This window comes from Bacillus sp. JAS24-2, assembly GCF_008274905.1.
In the GTDB taxonomy this organism is placed as follows: Bacteria; Bacillota; Bacilli; order Bacillales; family Bacillaceae_G; genus Bacillus_A; species Bacillus_A cereus.
This window is the reverse complement of sequence record NZ_CP031068.1, coordinates 4892540-4912760: the sequence shown is the minus strand read 5'-3', so window position 1 is coordinate 4912760 and position 20221 is coordinate 4892540. Positions and strand designations below refer to the sequence as shown.

Below are 20221 nucleotides of genomic sequence, written 5' to 3'. Positions count from 1 at the left end.
CAAGAAACTATATTATAATGGAAGAGAGGTGAAACATATGGAGCATAATTCTTGTTTATGTCCAAAGTTTGAGTCAGCTTTTACTCTGCTTAGTAAGAAGTGGACTGGCTTAATTATTAAATCTTTGCTTGAAGAGTCGAAACGTTTTAGAGAAATCGCAGATATTATCCCAAATATGAGCGATCGTATGTTGTCAGAGCGTTTAAAGGAATTGGAAAGCGAGGGCATTGTAGTTCGTAATGTCTATCCAGAAGTACCAGTTCGAATCGAGTATGGCTTAACTGACAAGGGAAAAGCGTTAGAAAGTGTTATGGATGAGGTCCAAAATTGGGCTGAGAAATGGATGAAGTAGTATTTCATTTGTATTCGTATATTTAATAAAACGTAAGGAATTCCTTACGTTTTTTCTTTGTTTATAGAAGTGAGAAAAGTATATAAATTTCTACACATACATACAAAAATATACGCATTTTGCGCTAGAGCTACATATAATATTACATTTGTTTTACAAAAACGTAACATTAGCAAAAAAAATCCCGAATTATGGTATAAATTTTATAGGTTATATACGGAAAAAGAAAAAAGAAAGCGGTGTAAAAAATAAAATGAAAAAGCTAAAAATGGCATCTTGTGCATTAGTTGCAGGATTAATGTTTTCTGGGCTAACACCAAATGTATTTGCAGAAGATAAAATTTCTGACGTGAAATCACAAATTAACACACAAAATGACACTTTACATAAACAACAACAAGAACGTGATGAATTACAAAAGCAAATGAATGACTTAAACAAAACAATTCAAGGTTTAGATAAATCCGTTCAAGAGAATGCTGCAAAGCTTGATGAAACAATGAAAAAAGTTTCTGATACTGAGCAATTAATTGAAAAGAAAAATAAAGATATTGCAGAATTACAAACAAAGATTGCAAAACGTGAAGAGCTACTAAGAAAGCGTTTAGTTGCACTTCAAGAACAACCAAATACGAACGTTGTAACAGAAGTTCTTGTAAACTCTAAAAACGTTGCAGATTTAGTTGATCGTTTAACTTCTGTTTCTAAAATTCTTGAGTCTGATGAAGATATCATGAAAACACAACAAGAAGATCAAGCTAGTGTGAAAAAAGATGTTGCAACGGTAAAAGAGAAACAAAAAGAATTAAAAGAAGCACAAGCTCAAATTGAAACTGCTAAGAAAGAACTTGACGCTGAAAAAGAGAAAAAAGCAACAGCGGTAAACGATTTAAGCGGTAAAATGGATACAGTTGTAACTTCAATGACAAGTACGGAGGGTCAATTGAAAGAGCTTGAGAAACAAGCGTTACAATTACAACGCATTGCAGAAGAAGAAGCACAAGCAAAAGCTGCACAAGAAGCTGCTGCTCAAAAACAAGCAGAGCAAGCTGCTAAAGCTGCGCAAGCTCAACCAGCACAAGCACCTGCAGAGCAAGCTGCACCAGCAAACAATGGTGGACAAGCTCAAAAAGAAGAGCCTAAAAAAGAAGCACCTAAAAAGGAAGAGCCTAAGAAAGAAGAGCCTAAAAAAGAAGCACCTAAACAAGAAGAGAAAAAACCAGCTCCAAATGTGGGTGGCGTAATTGGAAAAGCGCAAAGCTACTTAGGTTTACCATATGTTTGGGGAAGTGCATCTCCATCAAACGGTGGTTTTGACTGTAGTGGATTCATTTCTTACATCTTTGGTGTAGGTCGTCAAGACGTTAGGGGTTACTGGAACTCAGTTTCTAAAGTAGATAGCCCACAACCAGGAGACTTAGTATTCTTCCAAGGTACTTATAAAGCAGGTCCATCTCACATCGGTATTTACGTTGGTAATGGCCAAATGATCCATGCTAGTGATAAAGGAATTGCGTACGGTGATATTAACAGTTCGTATAACCAAAAACATTTCTTAGGATACGGTCGATTCTAGGATTTATAAAAGAATAAAAAACGTGTATAAAGTCGATAGCTTACTATTTTATAAGTAGGTTATCGGCTTTTTTGAGTTTTTACGAGATGATGAGAAAGGTTTATAGTAGTGCTGGAGGTGATTGTTGATGCTAGCGGGGAAACAGTTGCTATTAGAAGAACTTTCTTCAGATTTACAGAGGGAATTAAACGATTTGAAAAAGAAGGGAGAGATCGTATGTGTACAAGGTGTAAAAAAGAAGAATTCTAAATATATGTGCCAACGCTGCGGAAATGTAGATCGGCGGCTATTTGCGTCGTTTTTATGTAAAAGGTGCAGTAAAGTGTGCGCATATTGCCGGAAGTGTATAACGATGGGGAGAGTAAGTGAATGTGCTGTACTTGTTCGCGGGATTGCTGAAAGAAAGAGAGAAAAGAATTCAAATTTGTTACAGTGGAACGGGACGTTGTCTACTGGCCAGAATTTGGCGGCGCAAGGAGTTATAGAGGCTATTAAGCAAAAAGAATCATTTTTTATTTGGGCTGTATGCGGGGCTGGGAAAACAGAGATGTTGTTTTACGGAATTAACGAAGCGCTTCAAAAAGGAGAAAGAGTTTGTATCGCAACGCCGAGAACGGATGTTGTTCTGGAATTAGCACCGAGATTGCAAGAAGTATTTCCATATATAAAGGTAGCGGCTTTATATGGAGGGAGTGTGGATAAAGAAAAAGATGCAGTACTAGTCGTTGCGACTACGCATCAATTATTACGTTATTATAGGGCGTTTCATGTCATGGTTGTAGATGAGATAGATGCGTTTCCATATTGTGCAGATCAAATGTTACAGTACGCGGTAAAACAAGCGATGAAAGAAAAAGCTGCGCGTATTTATTTAACTGCGACTCCAGATGAAACGTGGAAGCGAAAACTTAAACAAGGTAAACAAAAAGGTGTTATTGTTTCTGGACGATATCATCGTCATCCTTTGCCAGTTCCTTTATTTTGTTGGTGCGGGAATTGGAAAAAAAACCTCATTCATAAAAGAATTCCTCGAGTTTTACTACAGTGGTTACAAACATACTTAAATAAAAAATTCCCTATTTTTTTATTCGTCCCCCATGTGCGATATATAGAAGAAATAAGCTTGTTGTTAAAACCATTAAACAATCGAATTGAAGGTGTACATGCAGAAGATCCAGGGAGAAAAGAAAAAGTAGCGGCTTTCAAAAAGGGAGAAATCCCATTATTAGTTACAACGACAATTTTAGAGCGAGGCGTAACGGTGAAAAATTTGCAAGTCGCAGTTTTGGGGGCGGAAGAAGAAATATTTTCAGAAAGTGCGCTCGTACAAATTGCGGGCCGAGCAGGGCGGAGCTTTGAAGCACCGTATGGAGAGGTCATTTATTTTCACTATGGCAAGACAGAGGCGATGGTGCGCGCGAAAAAACATATTCAAGGTATGAATAAAAATGCGAAAGAACAAGGATTGATCGATTAATGCATTGTTTACTTTGTGATGAGTGTTTTGTAGAAAAGATTAGTTGGTACACTTTTTTTGTAAAGTGTCATAGAAAATATATATGTGATAGATGTGAGCAGAAACTTTCCTATATTATAGGAGAAATTTGCATGGAGTGCGGGCGACCTTTAGAATTTGTTCCTGCCTCATTTCAAGAAGACGGTATTTGTATAGATTGTATAAGGTGGACGAAAGAGGAGAAGTATCGTTCTTTTAAAAACCGTTCGTTATATATGTATGATGATGAGATGAAAGAAATAGTAGCACAGTTTAAGTTTCGGGGGGATGCAGAGTTAGTGCACATTTTTTATCGTCCTTTTCGAAATTTATTTCAAAAGCATTTTGCCAATGTTTCAACTGTTATCGCTGTTCCGCTTAGTAAGGAAAGGGAAATTGAACGTGGTTTTAATCAAGCTGAGTTATTAGCAACTTGTTTGCCTGTCAAAATTTCTTATCCATCATTAAGAAGAAGGGAAACAGAAAAGCAAAGTAAGAAGACACGTAAAGAAAGGGTGTCAGGAAGCAATCCTTTTTATTTTCAGGGAGAAGAGATGTTTTCTGGGCAACATATTTTACTCGTTGATGACGTGTATACGACAGGGATTACAGTTAGGCAAATCGGAAGTTTGTTATATGAAAGAGGGGCAAGAGAAGTATCTAGTTTGACACTTTGTAGAAGTTAATATGGCAGTGTCGAAAGGGATAATAAAAAGGCGATAAGTCTTCTTTGACTTCATATGTTGTCATTCGTTATAGTCAAAATATGGGGCGAATGCCCTGATTTTTAGAGTGAAGGGAATGGAATGAACATGCAAGGAAGAGTGAAATGGTTCAATGCAGAAAAGGGATTTGGGTTTATTGAGCGTGAAGATGGTGACGATGTATTTGTCCATTTTTCTGCTATTCAACAAGATGGATATAAGTCATTAGAAGAAGGGCAACAAGTAGAGTTTGACATTGTAGATGGAGCACGTGGACCACAAGCAGCTAATGTTGTGAAACTGTAGGGTATATTGTTTTTGGAAGAGAAAGCTGCGTTTGTGGCAACGTTATATATATGTAGTAGAACCTCTTGTTTTTCGCAAGGGGTTTTTGTTATAGTGTAAGTTGTCAAAAAGTTGTTTCTTTTCTGTAACGAATTGTCCACAGAAATATTCGTTATTCACGATGTTAATAGGATAAAATAAAGATAGAAACGATGCATCTTTTCATTTCAACAAAAAACGATAAAAAAATCGCAATTCCACTAATTTTTTTAAAAAAGTTAGAAGGAGTTTTTAAGCCAATGTCGAAATTATAATACATAGGCTTGAAAGGAGGAATTCATCTATGAAATTCAACATTCGTGGTGAAAATATTGAAGTAACTCCAGCATTAAAGGAATATGTAGAGAAAAAACTAAGTAAGTTAGAGCGTTATTTTGATACATTCCCAGAGATTAAAGTTAATTTAAAAGTATACTCTGACAAGCAACGTGTCGAGGTAACAATACCATTTACTGATTTATTACTTCGTGCAGAAGAAACTAATAGCGATATGTACGCTGCTATCGATTTAGTAGTTGATAAAATTGAGCGACAAATTCGTAAACATAAAACAAAAGTAAATCGTAAGTTACGTGAGAAAGGTTCTATGAAAACGAACTTTATCCTTCCAGAAGCAGTAGCTGTTTTGGATGAGGTAGAAGAAGATGAATTAGAACTTGTACGTACAAAACGATTCGATTTAAAACCGATGGACGTTGAAGAGGCAATCCTACAAATGGATATGCTAGGACATAATTTCTTCGTCTTCACAAATGCTGATACAAACGAAACTAATGTTGTATATGGCCGTAAAGATGGGAAATACGGTTTAATCGAAACTAAATAATAATTCGAAAGCGCAGCCGAAATGGCTGCGCTTTTTTTGTATTTTTCGCAGCAAGGTTAAAAAAGTTTTATAAGTAGCCGATTTCATTAAGAAGTGATTTTTAGGCGGTATTTCCTCAAAACAGCAGGAGAAAATTCGAAACTTAGAGAGGTGAGTTACTCTTTATTATTTGGAACAGGCATAGGAATGTAGCTACCTTTACAAGTAATTCTTTGCTAGGGATATAGTATTGTTTTTAAAAATTTAACGAAATGTTCGCAAGTGTAAAAGTAATATTAAATATTCTGAAATCCATTGAAGGTGTGTTGAGGTGTTGTTACCATAATATTGTATTATATTGATTTTGTTCCTTCAGTGGAAAAATACAATCAATATAATGCTACAAATTATCGGAGGTGCTTTTAGTGGGCATTAAGAAAAAAAGTCGTTTTATGTTTGGATCTGTTTTATCGTTAGGTATTTTAGCTAGTACTTTCGCTTTAACCGAACCGACTAAGGCTAGTACAAGGGATGACCATGTGAATTTTACCTTTAGACTTTGGAGTCCATATGATTATACTAATGCACGTCCTAAAGAGACGCCTACCTCTATGTATATGCGTGTGAAGAGCAGTGAGAAGGGCGGAGGTTCTTTCAATGTTTGGACAGAAGCAGATAAAAATAAAAATGCAGAAGATAGAAAATGGGTAAATGTTTCAGGTAAGCATGAAGGAACAGTGATACCAGGTAGAACATATCTTTTTCAAAATTATGCATATGAAAACCATGGGAAAAATGTGCCTGTGAGATTTGGTGGTTATTCTAGAGAAAATAATGCTTATCCTACTGCTTGGAGTCCTGATAGTGTAAGACCTAGTGGACCTTACATTGAATATTGATTTAGAAATTATAAATTGAAATTATTTATTTTATAGTGCTAGAAAAAGTCGTATAGTTTCAAATCCGGATTATACGACTTTTCCTGCTATTTCATTTTTAAAATAGGAGGAGCTGTAATGAGGTTTATTTCAAAATATATTTTAGTTTGTTTTTTTATATTGAGTATTAGTTTCTTAGTTTCTTGTCAAAAGAAAGTAGATGAACCTATTGTACATATTGAAGATACTTTAACGGAAAAAGATAATTTGAAAAGTATTGAATTAAAAGGGATTAACAAAAATACTATTTTTGAACAAGTGTTTTTGGAAAGTGAAAATGGTGATGATTTCTTTCAAGGACAAATAGAAAAAAATGATAGTTTAATAGAGGATAAGCTTTCAAATAAAAAATTGAAATTAGGAGTTATACCAGAAAATTATTATGTTTTTTTGACGGGTGTTACGAATAAGAAAAAACCAACGTATCTCTTGGGACGGATTGAACAAACTGATGGAGAAGTAATTCAGTGGAAACAAGAAGTTAAGAGTGTAAAAAGAAAAGGCGCAAATGATGTTTATCAGTATGAAGTTGAGTTTCCTAAATTTGAAGGAGAGAGAGCAAATGTTTCTTTTCGTTACATTTGGTTAAATAAAGAAAAGAAATGTTATGGTGTTGCGGATCAATTGTTCATATTAAAAAAGATTTAAATTTAATGGTTTATGGAGGAGCTATAGATGAGTTACTTTTTAGGAAGGATTTTAAAAGGTAGGATGTTTTGGTTGTCTTTATTTATTATGTTAGTAATTGTTATTGCTCAATATATTGCTATGTTTGTGACAACTAAAGGATTTAACGATGCTGGGATTATAAAGGTATCCCCATATTTATCTAATATTTTATATTTTAATAGATTATCGTTTTATAGTGAGTTTTATTTACTTATATTTCCTATGCTTTCCGCAATGGCTGTAGCAGGGATTTATAGAATTGATAAAAATTATGGATTTATTTATCCTGTTATTTCTAAGATGGGAACATGTTATTATTTTAAGCTGCTTTATTTTATTAATTTTATTGTATCTTTTTTTATTATAAGTGTCCCTTTACTATTTAATTTTTATTTATATGTGATGACTTATCCAACAGTTGCTCCGCATCCAATATTAAATTATATGGCTTCTACTGTTTCGCCAACAGCTCAATTTCATATAGTTTATTATAAGTACCCTACTTTATATTTTCTAATGTATGTATTTTTAAATGGCTTATACGGTGCGGTTTTTTCGAGTTTAGCTTTATCAGTTTCGTTTTTTATAAAACGAGTTTATTTTATTTATTTAGTTCCATTTATTTTACATATTTTTTGGCTTGGTATTGGAAAAGGGATTCTCAATCCTAAAGATTATTTAATTAAAGATTTTGGCTTTTTTGAATTACAAATTTTTCTTAGTGTACTGTTATGTATTTGGTTTTGTTCTGTAGTTCTTTATTTACGGGGGAGTAGGAAGTATGTTCTTTTATAATGTTATGAAAGAAACTATAAGGATGAAATATGTTTGGTTAAGTATTCTTTTTGTACTTAATGTTAGTATCATTGGTTGCTTGTTCAATTATTTTGAACCCGGAATTGTAAAAGAGAAAATGAACGAATTGGAAGCTTTGTATAAGGTTATGTCGTTGTATAATTTGTCGACTATATTTATTCCTTTAACAATTGTTTTTTCTGTATATTCTATGTCGAACTTTTTTAGTATTTATGTTGTTTACAGAGTGAATAATGCATTGAAATTAGTTTCTATATATTATTTAAAATTATTCGTTTTTGTTTACTTTTTTGCTGGGAGTATGATTTTACAGTTGTTTTTGATGTCAACTATGATGGCTGTAACTAGTGTTGATGTAAATTATCCATTATTATTTTGCATTCAATTATTTGCGAGTGTTTTTATATGTATGATAAGTGCTTTATTGCAATTATTTTTACCTAGTTTACTTGTAATAATATGTATGATTACTGCTGTTTTATTAGATAGATTTATATTACATGGATTTTTATTTACAAATGCTTTTTATATAAATGTCTTTGAAGATGCTACTGGTTTATTTATACGCTTATTTGGCTGTTTTTTTATCTTTTTTATAAGTGTATGGATTTTATCTAAAAAAAGTTATATTTCTATGAATGATGAGACAGAGGTGGTCTAGTTTACATTATGATCTTATATTATTTGTTAAAAAGAGATTTATATGTAAGGTTTCGAGATTCCATCAAGATAATGTTTTTTTTATTCTTAATTTACGCTATTATTGCAATTGCCTTTTTATACAATCAGCCTCTTAGTAATGGTAAAGAATCTGTATTAGTAGATGCTACCTTTTATCGATTTTTTCATGGAGTAGATTTTGTGGATTTATTTTATTTTTATAAGGAGGGGCGATTTTCTATCCCTTTTTATTGGATATTCTTTCAAATCACTCCTTTGTTGCTTGTAGGGAATTTTGCTTTTTCAGATATTCAACAGAATGGTGTTTATTTATTTCCTCGTGTTAAGAAGAAGCATTTTCTGTGGTTAACGAAAATATTATCTTTGTTTTTTTATATAATTATTATTTGGATTGGTATGTATTTTATTTGGTTTAGCGCTTACTATTTGCTTTCTTTAGGCGAGTATAATTTTTTAAATTTATATAGTCAATTTCCTTATAAGATATTAGGTACTATGCTAATTCAAATAATTATAAGCTTTTTATTAGCTTTGATTTTTGAGTTTTTAACTTTTTATATACCGATAACTATTGTTTTTGTACTAATGTTGTTGTACCTATTTTGGTCTATTTTCTTTCATAGTATTTATTTTTTAGGCTCTTTTGTTATGCCAAATCGTTGGTATTTTGTTGATCACAGTTCAATTCAATTGACTTTAGGTAATAATCAATCTATTCAATATAATGATTTACTTTTAATAGGAGTAGTAATTGTTGTTGTAATGATTTTATTAGGTAGTTTTTGTTTTAAAAAACTAGATGTGATAGGTGAATAATTTATGGACAATTATATTAAATGTGAATGTATGACGAAAAGATTAAAAGGAAATATTGTGTTAGATAATATTAGTTTGTCAGTAAAAAAAGGCGAATTTTTAGTTTTGAAGGGGCATAATGGCTCTGGTAAAACGATGATTTTACGCGCTATATCAGGGTTAATGCGCTTGAATTCTGGAGTTGTTTATATAGATAATGAAATAATTGGAAAACAAAAGCAATTTCCTGATTCTATGGGAATATTGATTGAATATCCAAGTTTTATTCCAGGGTATACTGGTTTTCAGAATTTGAAATTTTTATCATCGATTAACAATAAAATCTCCGATGAGGAGATTTATAATATTATTCAAAGGGTTGGACTTGATAAAACAGATAAGAGAAAGTATAAAAGATACTCTTTAGGTATGAAACAACGTTTAGGGATAGCGCAAGCTTTAATGGAACAACCAAAATTACTGTTATTAGACGAGCCAACTAATGCTTTAGATAGTGATGGGATAAAAGATGTTTTAGATATTTTGAAAGTAGAAAAAGCCAAGGGAACGACTATTGTTGTAGCCAGTCATGATGTGCATGTTCTAGATAATGAAATGGTAGATCGTATTGTACATGTTAATAATGGAAAGTTGGTAGATTAAGAGTGACGAGAAAACATATCTTAATAAGTATTGGATTGTGTCTGTTGCTATGTATATTTGCTAGTTTATTAAGATTTAAAACATTAAATCTTAATAATGAATCTTATAAAGTGGTAAAAGATGAGTTTTTATCTAATAGAACTTTTGAAGATGGGCAAGGAGTTACGTTTCATGCACTCAATCCTCTTGACCCTACAAAAGTTTATGATCCCTATGAAGACCGTGAAGTAGTGACGTATGTTTTACCTTTAGATATTACAAATACAACAAATCGAGATATTAACTTGCTTAGTAATAAGTCTATTTCCGATACAATGTTTTATTCTAAAATAGGTGAGTTTTATAATTTAATCCCTTATTCAATGGAATTACCTAAAAAATATCAGTTTGATCCTGTAATACCTGCTGGTAAAACAGTACGAGGGTATATAGGGACAAATTATTTTATAGGAGATGACCCTTATAAAAATTATAAAAACTTTTCAAATGAATCAACTAAAGTGAAATTCATTTCTTGTATAAAGGATAAGAAAGGGAAATATCATGAATTAGAAATACCGATAAATTAATAAAATTTATGATTGATACAGCTATATTTTAATGGTGTTTGTAGATCTTGCAACATAACAATATCTTTTAAAGTCGGAGTTTTTTTGTAGGTGTAAGTATCTATGGATGCTGCACCTGCAAAGTTTCCGGCTTTTTGTAATTGCGATTTAGATTTTATTAAGGAATTTCTGGTAGTCATATTCTTTAAAAGGAAACTTGAAAGAATATGACTTAGATTTAATACGAAATTTGTAACGTGAAATTGAAATAGCGAGACAGAGAAAAGGAACGTAACAAATGAAATAAAAACTTTTTCTGAATATAAGGCCCGACATCTTGCCGATTGTTGTCATAGTTATGAGACAAGTGTTACAATTATCATTAGGTATATACATTTTAGTTTTTTTAATTAGGAGAAAAATTGGCATAACATACATTTGATTTTTATAACGACTGATTGTAATAGAGAAAAAGAAAACAATCGGAAGTTTTATTTTAATAAAAAGAGGAGCGTATTTCCTATGATCGGTATTTTAAAAAAGGTGTTTGATGTAAATCAACGCCAAATTAAACGTATGCAAAAGACAGTTGAGCAAATTGATGCATTAGAGTCATCTATTAAGCCACTAACTGATGAACAATTAAAAGGAAAGACGCTTGAATTTAAAGAACGTCTAACAAAAGGTGAAACAGTAGATGATCTACTACCTGAAGCTTTTGCAGTTGTTCGCGAAGCGGCAACTCGTGTTCTTGGAATGCGTCCATATGGCGTACAGTTAATGGGTGGTATTGCCTTACATGAAGGGAATATTTCTGAGATGAAAACGGGTGAAGGTAAAACGTTAACATCTACATTACCTGTATATTTAAATGCTTTAACAGGAAAAGGTGTTCATGTTGTTACAGTCAATGAATATTTAGCACAACGTGATGCGAGCGAAATGGGACAACTTCATGAGTTCCTTGGCTTAACGGTAGGAATTAACTTAAATAGTATGTCACGCGAAGAGAAACAAGAGGCTTATGCTGCTGATATTACGTATAGCACAAATAATGAGCTTGGATTCGATTACTTACGTGATAACATGGTTTTATATAAAGAGCAGTGCGTTCAACGTCCACTTCACTTTGCTATTATCGATGAAGTCGATTCTATTTTAGTCGATGAAGCACGTACGCCGCTTATTATTTCAGGACAAGCTCAAAAATCAACAGAGCTATACATGTTTGCAAATGCATTTGTTCGTACGTTAGAAAATGAAAAAGATTATTCATTTGATGTGAAAACGAAAAATGTAATGCTAACAGAAGATGGTATTACGAAAGCGGAGAAAGCTTTCCATATTGAAAACTTATTCGATTTAAAACATGTAGCACTTCTTCACCATATTAATCAGGGACTTCGTGCACACGTTGTTATGCACCGTGATACAGATTATGTTGTACAAGAAGGCGAAATCGTAATTGTAGACCAATTCACTGGTCGTCTTATGAAAGGTCGTCGTTATAGCGAAGGATTACACCAAGCGATTGAAGCAAAAGAAGGTGTAGAAATTCAAAATGAAAGCATGACGCTTGCAACAATTACATTCCAGAACTACTTCCGTATGTATGAAAAATTATCTGGTATGACTGGTACAGCGAAAACAGAGGAAGAGGAATTCCGTAACATTTACAATATGAACGTTATTGTAATTCCGACAAACAAACCGATTATTCGTGATGATCGTGCCGATTTAATCTTTAAATCAATGGAAGGTAAGTTCAATGCTGTTGTTGAGGATATTGTAAATCGTCATAAACAAGGGCAACCTGTTCTTGTAGGTACAGTTGCAATTGAAACTTCAGAGCTTATTTCAAAAATGTTAACGCGTAAAGGTGTACGTCATAACATCTTAAATGCGAAAAACCATGCTCGTGAAGCAGATATCATTGCAGAGGCTGGTATGAAAGGTGCTGTAACAATCGCGACGAACATGGCAGGTCGTGGTACAGATATTAAGCTTGGAGACGATGTGAAAAACGTTGGTTTAGCAGTTATCGGTACAGAGCGTCACGAAAGTCGTCGTATTGATAATCAGTTACGTGGTCGTGCTGGTCGTCAAGGGGACCCTGGTGTTACGCAGTTTTACTTATCGATGGAAGATGAATTAATGCGCCGATTTGGTTCAGATAATATGAAAGCAATGATGGACCGCCTTGGTATGGATGATTCTCAGCCGATTGAAAGTAAAATGGTTTCTCGTGCGGTAGAATCTGCACAAAAACGTGTTGAAGGAAATAACTATGATGCACGTAAGCAGTTACTGCAATATGATGATGTACTTCGTCAACAACGTGAAGTTATTTACAAACAGCGTCAAGAGGTAATGGAGTCTGACAACTTACGCGGCATTATTGAAGGTATGATGAAATCTACAGTAGAACGTGCTGTTGCCCTTCATACGCAAGAGGAAATTGAAGAAGATTGGAACATTAAAGGTCTTGTTGACTACTTAAATACAAACCTTCTTCAAGACGGAGATGTAAAAGAAGAAGAATTACGTCGCCTTGCTCCTGAGGAAATGAGCGAACCGATTATCGCGAAATTAATAGAGCGATACAATGAAAAAGAAAAGCTTATGCCAGAAGAGCAAATGCGTGAGTTTGAGAAGGTTGTTGTATTCCGCGTTGTAGATACGAAATGGACAGAGCATATTGATGCAATGGATCACCTTCGTGAAGGTATTCATTTACGTGCTTACGGTCAAATCGATCCACTTCGTGAGTACCAAATGGAAGGGTTCGCGATGTTCGAGTCAATGGTTGCTTCTATTGAAGAGGAAATTTCTCGTTACATTATGAAAGCTGAAATTGAACAAAACTTAGAACGTCAAGAAGTTGTTCAAGGTGAAGCTGTTCATCCTTCTAGCGATGGCGAAGAAGCAAAGAAAAAGCCAGTTGTAAAAGGTGACCAAGTGGGCCGCAACGATTTATGTAAATGTGGTAGCGGTAAAAAATATAAAAACTGCTGTGGTATCGTTCAGTAATATAGGACGGTAGCTTTGGCTGTTTTGCAAACTTTTATATCAAAAATGTATAATTAAGAAGGATTAAACTCTCTCCGTAATAAGTGGAGAGAGTTTCCCTTGTTTTCATACGAAAGTAACAGCAATTACATAGAGGTGAAGGAAATGGAATTAGTAGAAATTAGACAGGAATTAGAGAAAATGGCTAAGCGATTAGCGGCTTTTAGGGGGTCTCTTTGACCTCCCTACTAAGGAGAAACAAATTGCAGAATTAGAAGAAAAAATGATGGGCGCAGGATTTTGGGATGACCAACAAGGCGCACAAGCTGTAATTAATGAAGCGAATGCGTTAAAAGATATGGTTGGAAAGTTCCGTCAGTTAGATGAGACGTTTGAAAATTTAGAAATCACGCATGAGCTTTTAAAAGAAGAGTATGATGAAGATTTACATGAGGAATTAGAATCAGAAGTAAAAGGCTTAATTCAAGAAATGAATGAGTATGAGCTTCAGTTACTATTAAGTGATCCTTATGATAAAAATAATGCGATTTTAGAGTTACATCCAGGTGCAGGTGGAACTGAGTCACAAGACTGGGGTTCTATGTTATTACGTATGTACACACGCTGGGCTGAAAAACGCGGATTCAAAGTAGAAACGGTTGATTATTTACCAGGTGATGAAGCTGGTATTAAGAGTGTAACTTTATTAATTAAAGGTCATAACGCTTACGGTTACTTAAAAGCAGAGAAAGGTGTACATCGTCTTGTACGTATTTCACCATTCGATTCTTCAGGGCGCCGTCATACATCGTTCGTATCTTGTGAAGTTGTACCAGAGTTCAATGATGAAGTTGAAATCGAAGTACGTACAGAAGATTTAAAAATTGATACGTACCGAGCAAGTGGAGCTGGTGGGCAGCACGTAAATACGACAGATTCAGCAGTTCGTATTACACATACACCGACAAATACGGTTGTAACATGTCAGTCGGAGCGTTCTCAAATTAAAAACCGTGAGCATGCGATGAAAATGTTAAAAGCGAAATTATATCAAAAGAAACTAGAAGAGCAACAAGCAGAATTAGATGAAATTCGCGGAGAGCAAAAAGAAATCGGATGGGGTAGCCAAATCCGTTCTTACGTATTCCACCCGTATTCTCTTGTAAAAGACCATCGTACAAATACGGAGGTTGGTAACGTACAAGCTGTTATGGATGGAGAGATTGATCCATTTATTGATGCTTACTTACGTTCTCGTATCTAATAAGCGAAAAAAAGCCAACGAAATTGTTGGCGCATGCTGAGGACAATAGAGGATATAAAGAATATAAAGAATTTGATTCTATTTTTATAGATGAAGTAAAGAGGAAGAGAAGTTGGAAACGACAACTTCTCTTTTTGATGGGATTATATGTAGATTACAATGCTGTATATTGTTTTGTAAAAAGTAGAGAATAGTAAAATAGAGCGGTAATAGGGTAAAGATTTATATAGAACTTTTCTAATTTTCCTTTTAAAAAGGATACTTTATAGAAGTTTTTTAAGTTGTTCACAGAATTGAAACAACTTATGAAAGCTTTATTTTATCAAGGTTCTCACTGTATTTTTGAGGAATATGAAATACACCTTAGTTTTTCTATATAAAGATAATGCTTATAATGAAAATGAGTGTGTTAGGAATAAAAAGAATATCAACAATGGGGAGCGATAGAAGTGAAAAAGAAATTGTTGGCTATTGCGCTAGGGACATCGGTTGTTTTTGCTTTAGGAGCATGCGGAAATAAAGAAGAGAGTAAGTCTTCGAAACAGTCTGCAAGCACAGACAGCGCAGAACAAATTTTCCAAAGAAGTTGTGCGGGATGTCACGCAACAGATTTATCAGGGGCAACTGGACCTGATTTAAGAAAAGTAGGCGGTAAGTACGACGCTGCAGATATCGAAGAGATTATTAAAAAAGGCCGTGGTTCAATGTCACCAGGACTTATTCAAGGTGAAGATGCGAAAAAAGTATCTGAATGGTTAGCTGAACATAAATAAAAAGGTGAAATGGGCGAGTTGATAATATAGTCAGCTCGTTTTCCTTTTTTCTGGTATGTAACATAACTGTAACAAAAATGTATCCAAATTGGAAACCGTTTGATGTTACAATGGGGTTTGTAGAATTTTGCTGAAATATATTACATAGAGTGGTATTGCTTATGAGAAAGCATAAGTAAACTACCTTCAACAAGGATGACTAAATGAAAATGAAGGATGTCTTTTATTTTCAGATGTACAGAAAAGTATTTCGAAAAAAATCATTAAGTATTGGGTGATAAATAATGATAAAAATGACGAATGTTTATAAGGAGTACCCGAATGGTATGAAAGCCATTGCTGGTCTTACAGTTAACATTAAACAAGGTGAATTCGTATACGTAGTTGGACCGAGTGGAGCCGGGAAATCTACATTTATTAAAATGATGTATCGTGAAGAGAAACCATCTACAGGATCTATTAATGTAAATGGACTTACTATCGAAACATTGGCAGAAAGAGACGTTCCGTATTTTCGTCGTCAATTAGGCGTAATTTTCCAAGATTTTAAATTGCTACCTAAATTAACGGTATATGAGAATGTTTCGTTTGCTTTAGAAGTAATTGAAGAAGAACCGGATGCAATTCGTGAGCGTGTAACAGAAGTTCTAGGTCTTGTAGGCCTTGAAGATCGTGCAGACGCACTTCCAAGTGAGCTTTCAGGTGGGGAGCAACAACGTGTGGCTATTGCAAGAGCAATTGTAAATAGACCAAAGGTTGTAATTGCCGATGAGCCAACAGGTAACTTAGATATTGAAACAGCTCTTGATATTATGAATATTTTTACTCGCATTAATGAGCGCGGCACAACGATCGTTATGGCGACGCATAATGCAGATATCGTAAATACAATCCGTCATCGTGTAATCGCGATTGAAGGCGGAAAAATTGTTCGAGATGAGATTGAGGGAGGATACGGATATGAAGGCTAAGACCCTTAGTCGACATTTGCGAGAAGGTGTAAAGAATCTATCACGTAACGGATGGATGACATTTGCTTCTGTTAGTGCAGTAACAGTTACATTATTACTTGTAGGTGTCTTTTTAACAGCGATTATGAATATGAACCATTTTGCGACGAAAGTAGAGCAAGATGTAGAGATTCGTGTACACATTGATCCAGCTGCAAAAGAAGCGGATCAAAAGAAATTAGAAGAAGATATGAGTAAGATTGCAAAAGTAGATTCTATTAAATATTCTTCTAAAGAAGAAGAGTTAAAACGTTTAATTAAAAGCTTAGGTGATAGTGGAAAAACGTTTGAGTTATTTGAACAAGATAACCCACTTAAAAACGTATTCGTTGTAAAAGCAAAAGAACCAACCGATACAGCGACAATCGCGAAGAAGGTTGAAAAAATGCAGTTTGTTAGTAATGTTCAGTACGGAAAAGGACAAGTTGAACGATTATTTGATACTGTAAAAACTGGTCGTAACATTGGGATTGCGTTAATTGCTGGTCTTTTATTCACAGCGATGTTCTTAATCTCTAATACAATTAAAATTACAATTTATGCTCGTAGTACAGAAATTGAAATTATGAAACTTGTTGGTGCAACAAACTGGTTTATTCGTTGGCCATTCTTGCTAGAGGGATTATTCTTAGGAGTATTAGGATCAATTATTCCAATTGGCCTAATTCTAATTACGTATAATTCGTTGCAAGGTGTGTTTAATGAAAAACTTGGCGGAACAATTTTCGAGCTTCTACCATACAGTCCGTTCGTATTCCAATTAGCTGGTTTACTAGTGTTAATCGGTGCTTTAATCGGTATGTGGGGAAGTGTAATGTCAATTCGTCGCTTCTTAAAAGTATAAAAAGTTGCAAACATAATTCGTACAAGCTTATCATATAGTAGAAATAGGTAAAGGCATCACACACTGTGTGATGCCTTTTGCTACACCACCTGTGTGTTTTGGAAAGGGGAATTCCGCATTGAAACGTAGAGTTGCAATTATTGGAATGGTTGTTGCATTTTTAATTGGTGCTGGCGGAATGTTTGCAGGCATGTCTGTATTTGGGGTTAACCCATCAGAAGTAACGCAAACAATTTCGAGTGGGAATGCTAGCACTGCGCAAGGGAATTTGGCAAAAATTAATGAGGCGTATGCACTAATTGATTCACGTTATGTGGAAGACGTGAAAGATGAAAAGTTAGTTGAAGGTGCAATACAAGGTATGTTGTCTACGCTGAAGGACCCTTATTCCACGTATATGGATAAAGAAACAGCCAAACAGTTTAGTGAATCGCTTGATCCCGAATTAGAGGGGATTGGGGCTGAGGTGAACAAGACGGACGGTAAGCTTATTATCGTATCGCCAATTAAAGGTTCACCAGCAGAAAAGATAGGAATTAAACCGAATGACCAAATTTTATCTGTAGATGGAAACAGTGTGAAAGACTTATCACGTGAAGAAGCAGTATTAAAAATTCGTGGTAAAAAGGGAACGACTGTCGCAATTGAAATTAAACGTGCGGGAGTAACTGATCCGATCGTATTTAAAATTAAGCGTGAAAAGATTCCAATCTTTACAGTATTTAGTTCTGTGAAGCAAGAGAGTGGAAAAGATATCGGTTATATGCAAATCACTTCTTTTGCTGAAAATACAGCGAAAGAATTTAAGGATCAGTTAAAAGAGTTAGAGAAGAAAAATATAAAAGGCTTAGTTATTGACGTACGTGGTAATCCTGGTGGCTATTTAAATAGTGTAGAAGATATACTAGGGGAAATTATGACGAATAAAAAGCCGATGCTACAAGTAGAGCAGCGAAATGGTGAGAAGAAGAAATTCTCTACGGAACTGAAAGAGAGAAAACCATATCCAATTTCAGTATTAATTGATAATGGAAGTGCTTCTGCTTCAGAGATTTTAGCGGGTGCGCTAAAAGAAGGAGAAGGATACGATTTAATTGGTGAAAAGACATTTGGTAAAGGTACTGTCCAGCAAGCTGTTCCATTTAAAGACGGCAGCAACATTAAATTAACGATGTTTAAATGGTTAACACCGGATGGGAACTGGATTCATAAAAAAGGAATCGCGCCAACAGTAGAAGTGAAGCAACCAAATTATTATCATGCGACACCAATTCAAATTGAAAAAACACTTTCATACAATTCAAATGATGTACAAGTAAAACATGCTCAAGAAATGCTTAAGAGCTTAGGGTATGTACCAGGTCGTGAAGATGGATACTTTAGTAAAGAGACAGAATCGGCTCTAAAAGCATTCCAAAATGCAAATGAGATGGAAGCGACAGGACAGCTTGATAAAAAGACAGCTGAAGCGATTCAAACTAAAATTATCGAAAAAATTCGTTCTGGAGAAAATGATCTACAATTACAGTCAGCATTAAAATTAATGGCAAAATAAGAAGAAATACAGGCAGTTTGCTGCCTGTATTTTTTTGTGTTAAACAAACGTTTGTTTAGTTATGATAATATAAAAAGAAAGAATGATATAAATGGTGGTGAATGAGTTCATGGAGGCGTGGATTTTTGAAATAATGCGGGCAGTTGGACGTTTTTTCTTACACCCTGCTGTCTATATATTTGTAATAAGTAGTATCTTCGTTGGATACTTACGTATGTTAAGAGAACGAAAAGATTTTTCTTTTAAAGTTTATGATATTTGGTTTGAACTGCGAACCTCTCTATTTGCAGGGATTGGATACGGATTAGTAGTATCTATTGTTACGATTGGGCTTGGACTTGTTGTTTCTAAAGCGAGCTTATGGGCCATTTTAATTTGGACGTTACTATTTGGATTAACGGCTATGTATCGATATTTATCGGCGGCTTATACATTTAGCATTGCGATTGTATGTGTTCTATTATCTTCTAAGCTACCAGTTTCCTTTTTACAGCTTCGAGAAGGTGAAGAGAGTACCATTGTATCCCTTGTTATTTTACTAGGCGTTATGCTTATTGTAGAAGGCTTATTGATTTCTAAAAACGCAGTAGGATATTCGACGCCGAGGATTAGGAAGGGGAAGCGTGGATTAAAGATTGGTTTACACGAATCAAAGCGTTTATGGATCGTTCCTATTTTTATTCTTGTACCGGGTGATGCGGTAACGCAGTTTATTTCATGGTGGCCTGTCGTTTCAATCGGTTCAAATACATATTCTCTATTCCTCGTTCCATTTTTAATTGGATTTATGAGAAAGATTAAAAGTTATGAGCCGACGGAAGCCTTATTATTTACAGGAAGACGTGTTTATGGATTAGCAGGACTTGTGCTCGTTTTAGGAGTCGCAAGTTACTGGTGGCACGTACTTGCAATTATCGCGATGGGAGTCGCAATGCTTGGGCGTTTCACAATCTCGATGCAAGAGAAAATTGCCGATGAAACAAGACCAGCATATTTTGCTGCACGCAATGATGGGCTCGTTGTACTAGATACAATTCCAAATACAATTGGAGCAGAGCTAAAATTACTGCCTGGAGAAATTATTACGAAAGTAAATGGAGTCATTCCAAAAAGCGCCGAGGAATTTTATGATGCGCTTCAAACGAAGACGACAGGAGCATTTTGTAAATTAGAAGTATTAGATACAAATGGTGAGCTTCGTCTTGCACAAACTGCATTATATGCTGGTGGGCATCACGAATTAGGTATTGTATTCGTTGAGCAGGAGCACGAGTGGGATTCGGAAGCGATGTAATAGAAGGAATGGTATCACCTTGTGGTGGTACCTTTTTTGTTTTTGGGGGAGGGGAGAGTAGTTAGTAAATGAAATTTATATCGGC

At 34.6% G+C, this 20221-nt stretch carries 20 protein-coding genes; all 20 read left to right on the top strand.

The window, feature by feature from the left end; translation table 11 throughout:
* Positions 1-37 precede the first annotated feature (37 nt).
* The 20 genes from DN407_RS25630 to DN407_RS25530 all read left to right on the top strand — a co-directional run bounded on the left by DN407_RS25630 (position 38) and on the right by DN407_RS25530 (position 20136).
* Positions 38-352: a winged helix-turn-helix transcriptional regulator gene (locus DN407_RS25630; RefSeq protein ID WP_000400857.1), complete on the top strand. Its 315-nt coding sequence runs from the start codon at positions 38-40 to the stop codon at positions 350-352.
* A gap of 148 nt (positions 353-500) precedes the next feature.
* Positions 501-1928, top strand: a complete 1428-nt coding sequence (locus DN407_RS25625) for a C40 family peptidase (protein WP_141551779.1) — start codon at positions 501-503, stop codon at positions 1926-1928.
* 127 nt (positions 1929-2055) lie between these two features.
* The gene (gene comFA, locus DN407_RS25620) at positions 2056-3405 is read left to right on the top strand and encodes an ATP-dependent helicase ComFA (RefSeq protein ID WP_070184465.1); all 1350 of its coding nucleotides are present in this window, start codon (positions 2056-2058) and stop codon (positions 3403-3405) included.
* Positions 3405-4109, top strand: coding sequence for a ComFC family protein (locus tag DN407_RS25615; RefSeq protein WP_080450914.1), 705 nt, complete (start codon positions 3405-3407; stop codon positions 4107-4109). The genes comFA and DN407_RS25615 overlap by 1 nt, the downstream gene beginning before the upstream one ends.
* A gap of 126 nt (positions 4110-4235) precedes the next feature.
* Positions 4236-4433, top strand: coding sequence for a cold shock protein CspC (gene cspC / locus DN407_RS25610; RefSeq protein ID WP_001990088.1), 198 nt, complete (start codon positions 4236-4238; stop codon positions 4431-4433).
* Positions 4434-4755: 322 nt separating this feature from the next.
* Positions 4756-5298 (top strand): ribosome hibernation-promoting factor, HPF/YfiA family, encoded by a 543-nt coding sequence (gene hpf / locus DN407_RS25605; RefSeq protein WP_000671186.1) that lies wholly within the window; start codon positions 4756-4758, stop codon positions 5296-5298.
* 404 nt (positions 5299-5702) lie between these two features.
* Complete coding sequence (locus tag DN407_RS25600) at positions 5703-6176, top strand: DUF2712 domain-containing protein (RefSeq protein WP_098286447.1); 474 nt, start codon at positions 5703-5705, stop codon at positions 6174-6176.
* Positions 6177-6293: 117 nt separating this feature from the next.
* Positions 6294-6863 (top strand): hypothetical protein, encoded by a 570-nt coding sequence (locus tag DN407_RS25595; protein ID WP_001211057.1) that lies wholly within the window; start codon positions 6294-6296, stop codon positions 6861-6863.
* Between the two features lie 27 nt (positions 6864-6890).
* Positions 6891-7679 carry a hypothetical protein gene (locus DN407_RS25590; protein WP_000120045.1) on the top strand — a complete coding sequence of 263 codons (789 nt, stop codon included), beginning with the start codon at positions 6891-6893 and terminating at the stop codon, positions 7677-7679.
* Positions 7666-8361 carry a hypothetical protein gene (locus tag DN407_RS25585; protein ID WP_000466510.1) on the top strand — a complete coding sequence of 232 codons (696 nt, stop codon included), beginning with the start codon at positions 7666-7668 and terminating at the stop codon, positions 8359-8361. Before DN407_RS25590 ends, DN407_RS25585 begins: the two co-directional genes overlap by 14 nt.
* A gap of 71 nt (positions 8362-8432) precedes the next feature.
* Complete coding sequence (locus DN407_RS25580) at positions 8433-9197, top strand: hypothetical protein (protein WP_149216769.1); 765 nt, start codon at positions 8433-8435, stop codon at positions 9195-9197.
* Between the two features lie 3 nt (positions 9198-9200).
* Positions 9201-9839, top strand: coding sequence for an ATP-binding cassette domain-containing protein (locus tag DN407_RS25575; RefSeq protein ID WP_000371027.1), 639 nt, complete (start codon positions 9201-9203; stop codon positions 9837-9839).
* A 41-nt stretch (positions 9840-9880) separates the two neighbouring features.
* Entirely contained in the window at positions 9881-10408 is a 528-nt protein-coding gene (locus tag DN407_RS25570) for a hypothetical protein (protein WP_033668381.1), read from the top strand.
* A gap of 501 nt (positions 10409-10909) precedes the next feature.
* Positions 10910-13417: a preprotein translocase subunit SecA gene (secA, locus tag DN407_RS25565; protein ID WP_000579388.1), complete on the top strand. Its 2508-nt coding sequence runs from the start codon at positions 10910-10912 to the stop codon at positions 13415-13417.
* A gap of 144 nt (positions 13418-13561) precedes the next feature.
* A protein-coding gene (gene prfB / locus DN407_RS25560) for a peptide chain release factor 2 (RefSeq protein WP_096001716.1) occupies positions 13562-14660 on the top strand; the annotation gives its coding sequence in 2 pieces (ribosomal slippage) (positions 13562-13633 and positions 13635-14660; 1098 coding nt in all).
* 449 nt (positions 14661-15109) lie between these two features.
* Entirely contained in the window at positions 15110-15433 is a 324-nt protein-coding gene (gene cccB / locus DN407_RS25555; protein ID WP_000727971.1) for a cytochrome c551, read from the top strand.
* 284 nt (positions 15434-15717) lie between these two features.
* The gene (gene ftsE, locus DN407_RS25545; protein WP_000594321.1) at positions 15718-16404 is read left to right on the top strand and encodes a cell division ATP-binding protein FtsE; all 687 of its coding nucleotides are present in this window, start codon (positions 15718-15720) and stop codon (positions 16402-16404) included.
* Positions 16394-17287, top strand: coding sequence for a permease-like cell division protein FtsX (gene ftsX / locus DN407_RS25540; protein ID WP_000645027.1), 894 nt, complete (start codon positions 16394-16396; stop codon positions 17285-17287). Before ftsE ends, ftsX begins: the two co-directional genes overlap by 11 nt.
* A 118-nt stretch (positions 17288-17405) precedes the next feature.
* Positions 17406-18842: a S41 family peptidase gene (locus tag DN407_RS25535; RefSeq protein ID WP_000830313.1), complete on the top strand. Its 1437-nt coding sequence runs from the start codon at positions 17406-17408 to the stop codon at positions 18840-18842.
* A gap of 109 nt (positions 18843-18951) precedes the next feature.
* Positions 18952-20136 (top strand): PDZ domain-containing protein, encoded by a 1185-nt coding sequence (locus DN407_RS25530; protein ID WP_139848103.1) that lies wholly within the window; start codon positions 18952-18954, stop codon positions 20134-20136.
* Positions 20137-20221 lie beyond the last annotated feature (85 nt).